Raw genomic sequence first — 4,077 nt, forward strand, 5'->3', positions numbered from 1 at the left:
TGATGCCAACGAAGCGGAACGGATCAGCGCCTACTGCCTCGCGGCGTAGCAGAACCGCTCTTTCATTGGCTTTGAGCTGTCGCTGAACGGACCTCCTCCCTGAACTGGGGGGGGACGTTCACCGCTGATCTGCGCACCCAAAAATCTCAGCACAGCCAGCATTGAGACCGTAGTAGCGGTCTCGATGACCGCTGCTTGCTGCCGTTGTTCAAGGAAGCTTCATGATTACAACCAGACGCCAATCGGGGAAAACGCTTTCTCGACCAGATTCCGACGCACCGATGATGGACGAAGTGGATACCCCATCGGCCGCAACGAGCCTTCTGGAAGAGCTGATTTCCGACTTCGAGCGCATCGTCGCGGATACGATTGCGCAGGTCGAGGCATGTCCAGCAAAGCACGACCCGACTTTCGAGGGCTATCAGGAACTGCTTGCCGCAGTCCGCTCGGCAACGAGTCTCGAAGGAGCGCTCCTCAAAAGAGCTATAGCTCTCGTTGTCGGAAAGAACCCCAAACTCAGCCTGATTCATCTTGAGCGCCCCCTGCCAGTGCATCAAGCCGCGAAGGTTCTGTTCCTTCGCAACGACTGGGCGAGGGCATCGATGATTAGGCGCGATGCGGAGGCCGTCGCGCGCGACCATTATCGACCTGACCTGCTGGTGGTTGATCGTGCGCAGCAGCATGCACTGTTCCTCGATATCAAGCGAACCGTCTCCTCCTACAGCCCAAGCGCTATCGTCACCCTGCGCAGCAGGATGATGGCAAGCGCACTGGCCGTCCGTGAAGTGCTGGAGCGCGAATACGATGTTCCATCCGTGTCACGCGCAAGCATTGCCATCATCGATGCGGCGGGGGACACCCGTAGTGAGGCCGAAGGCATATTTGGCCTCAGCGATCTTGACTGGCTCCTGCGTATCGATGGTGCGGGTCGTGCGATCACGCACCTTCGTGAGCTCTATGGCGCGAAGGNTTTGGCCTCAGCGATCTTGACTGGCTCCTGCGTATCGATGGTGCGGGTCGTGCGATCACGCACCTTCGTGAGCTCTATGGCGCGAAGGTGCGCGCCATCCTGCAGGAGCATTGTGAGGTGATCGTAGAGCCGCAACGCGAAGGGCGAACGGGCGAGAAATCGCAGAGTCGGATTGAGAAAAAAACGAAGTCGACGCTTGGGAACGAGGAGCAGGATGAAAAACTCAACCCGCAGGCGGTCGGGCAGGTCGGAGATCAGGAGAGAATATTCGACGACATAGGCGGAAACTCGGATGAGTCTACGGGTGCTCATGCAACCGCATCGTCTCATTCGCCCGCTTTTGCTGTTGGTATTGCTTCTCGAAGAACCCGCTGACGAGGAATGGGAGCACTCTCTGCGAGCTCAGTCGGTCTCGGCCCATATGGTGTCGCGTGGAAGCCGTGCGGGCATCCAATCTTCGACAGCGAAGCAGTTCAGGCAGCTCCCTGAGGAGCTGCCGCGCTCTGCCGAGTGGACAAACAAGACAGGAAAGAATGGAATACCGATGTTGGTTTTTGACTGGAATGAGCCGAGTAAAGATGAGCTGTGATTTTTCGTGGAATAGGGACCCCGTTTGAGGGGTAATTTTCATCCAAAAGGGACCCCTGAGACAGAGGGGCATCAGACTGCCTCCGATTATCATCGGAGGCACTTGTTTTTGGATGTTGGTTTTGGAAACGATCGCGAAGATACGCCGTGCCTATTTTGTCCATGGGAAGCCTATCAAGGCGATTTGCCGCGAGTTGAATGTCTCGCGCAAAGTGGTGCGCTCGGAGGCAACGGAGTTTCGTTATGAGCGCAAGCGTCAGCCTATGCCAAGCATGGGTGCCTGGCGGGATGAGTTGGAGGGGTTGCTGTCAGCCAATGCGGCGAAGCCATCGCGCGAACGACTGACACTTGTGCGGATTTTTGAGGAGCTTCGGGGCCTTGGCTATGAGGGCAGCTACAGCTCGGTCTGGCGGCATGCACAGGCCTGGAAAGAGAAGCGGGGCAGCACCTCCGTTGCTGCCTATGTACCGCTAAGCTTTGCACCGGGCGAAGCCTACCAGTTCGACTGGAGCCACGAGATCGTTGTTCTGGGCGGTGTGACGACCACGGTGAAGGTCGCGCATGTACGTCTTTGCCACAGCCGGATGCTGTTCGTGCGAGCTTATCCGCGCGAGACGCAGGAGATGGTGTTCGATGCCCATGACCGGGCGTTCGCCTTCTTCCGGGGCACCTGTACGCGCGGTATCTACGACAACATGAAGACAGCGGTGGATGCGGTCTTCGTCGGCAAGGACCGCCAGTTCAACCGCCGCTTCGGGCAGATGTGCAGCCACTATCTCGTCGAGCCGGTCGCCTGTACGCCGGCCTCGGGCTGGGAGAAGGGGCAGGTCGAGAACCAGGTCGGACTGGTACGCAGACGCTTCTTCACGCCGCGGCTTCGCTTCAGGAGCTATGAGGAACTGAACGCCTGGCTACTCGACCAGTGCGTTGTCTTTGCCAAGGCGCATCGCCATTCCGAGCGGCCCGAGCAGACGGTCTGGGAGGCCTTCGAGACCGAGCGGGCAAGCCTGGTGCCTTATGCCGGCCACTTCGATGGATTCCACGCCGTGCCGGCCTCGGTGTCGAAGACCTGCCTGGTGCGCTTCGACAACAACAAATACTCGGTCCTTGCCAGTTCGCTCGGCCGGCCGGTGGAGATCCAGGCCTATGCCGACCGGATCGTGATCCGCCAGGATGGGATGATCGTCGGCGAGCATCACCGCTGCTTCGGCCGCGGCAAGACCGTCTACGATCCCTGGCACTATGTGCCCGTTCTGGCCCGCAAGCCGGGCGCGCTGCGCAATGGCGCACCCTTTAAAGACTGGATGCTGCCCAGCAGCCTGGAACGGGTGCGCCGCAAGCTCGCCCGTTCTGACGATGGCGATCGACAGATGGTGAGCATTCTGTCCGCAGTGCTAAGCGACGGCATGCCGGCGGTTGAAGCTGCCTGCGCGGAAGCGCTTCGTGAGGGTGCCTGCTCGGCCGATGTCGTTCTCAACATCCTGGCACGTCAACGCGAGCCGGTACGACCGCCAACCATGGCCACACCGGCCGGCCTCAAACTTCACCATGAACCCACGGCAGATTGCAGCCGCTATGATCAGTTGAGGAGAGCCATATGATGGAACGCACCGACATTCTCGCCACCATGGGATCGCTCAAGCTCTTCGGCATGAAGGCGGCCTATGACGAGATCATCAGAACCGCCGTCAAGCGCCAGCATGAACCGCATCGCATCATCGCAGACCTGCTCAGTGCCGAGATATCCGAGAAGAAAGCACGCTCCATCAAATACCAGATGACGATCGCCAAGCTGCCGCTGGCCAAGGAGATCGAGGACTTCGTCTTCGACGGCACTCCGATCAACGAGACCCTGGTGCGCGATCTGGCCGGCGGCAACTTCCTCGCCCATCAGCGCAACGCTGTCCTTGTCGGTGGCACCGGGACCGGCAAGACCCATCTTGCCGTCGCCATCGCCCGTGCCTGCATTCGCGATGGCGCACGGGGCCGCTTCTTCAATGTTGTTGATCTCGTCAACCAGCTAGAGGCCGAGGCCCGGGCCGGTAGACAGGGCCGGCTCAACGATCGGCTATGTCGCCTGGACTTCGTCATCCTCGATGAACTCGGCTATCTGCCCTTTGCGCAGGCTGGCGGGCAGCTCCTGTTCCACCTTATCAGTCGGCTCTATGAGCAGACATCGGTGATCGTCACCACCAATCTCACCTTTGGCGAATGGCCGACTGTCTTCGGCGATGCCAAGATGACCACGGCGCTGCTCGACCGGCTCACCCATCACTGTGATATCATCGAGACCGGAAACGACAGCTGGCGCTTCAAGAACCGCTCTCAAAGCTAAAGCCGAAAAGCCAATCAGGCGCACCCGACCGGGCTGCGCAAACCTGACCGGCTCCACCCGGTCGGGCGCTCAAATCGTGCCCGTCAAAGGGGTCCCTTTTGGACGAGAAAACGGGGTCCCGTTTCCGTGATCATTGACACAGGACCCATTGATTTAAAAAAATGGCTGTGATTCAGACGGGCGT

General features: G+C 59.5%; 3 protein-coding genes. All 3 read left to right on the forward strand.

Going from position 1 to position 4,077, the window contains the following annotated elements:
- The first annotated feature begins 1,087 nt into the window (after positions 1-1,087).
- The 3 genes from NDI72_RS21700 to istB all read left to right on the forward strand — a co-directional run bounded on the left by NDI72_RS21700 (position 1,088) and on the right by istB (position 3,893).
- The gene (locus NDI72_RS21700; protein WP_283801764.1) at positions 1,088-1,345 is read left to right on the forward strand and encodes a hypothetical protein; all 258 of its coding nucleotides are present in this window, start codon (positions 1,088-1,090) and stop codon (positions 1,343-1,345) included.
- A gap of 326 nt (positions 1,346-1,671) precedes the next feature.
- Complete coding sequence (gene istA / locus NDI72_RS21705; protein WP_283801765.1) at positions 1,672-3,159, forward strand: IS21 family transposase; 1,488 nt, start codon at positions 1,672-1,674, stop codon at positions 3,157-3,159.
- On the forward strand, positions 3,159-3,893 hold the full coding sequence (gene istB / locus NDI72_RS21710) for an IS21-like element helper ATPase IstB (protein ID WP_206554896.1): 735 nt from the start codon (positions 3,159-3,161) through the stop codon (positions 3,891-3,893). Before istA ends, istB begins: the two co-directional genes overlap by 1 nt.
- Positions 3,894-4,077 lie beyond the last annotated feature (184 nt).

Origin of the sequence: Nitratireductor sp. GZWM139 (assembly GCF_030068685.1) — a bacterium.
Classification (GTDB): domain Bacteria; phylum Pseudomonadota; class Alphaproteobacteria; order Rhizobiales; family Rhizobiaceae; genus Nitratireductor; species Nitratireductor aquimarinus.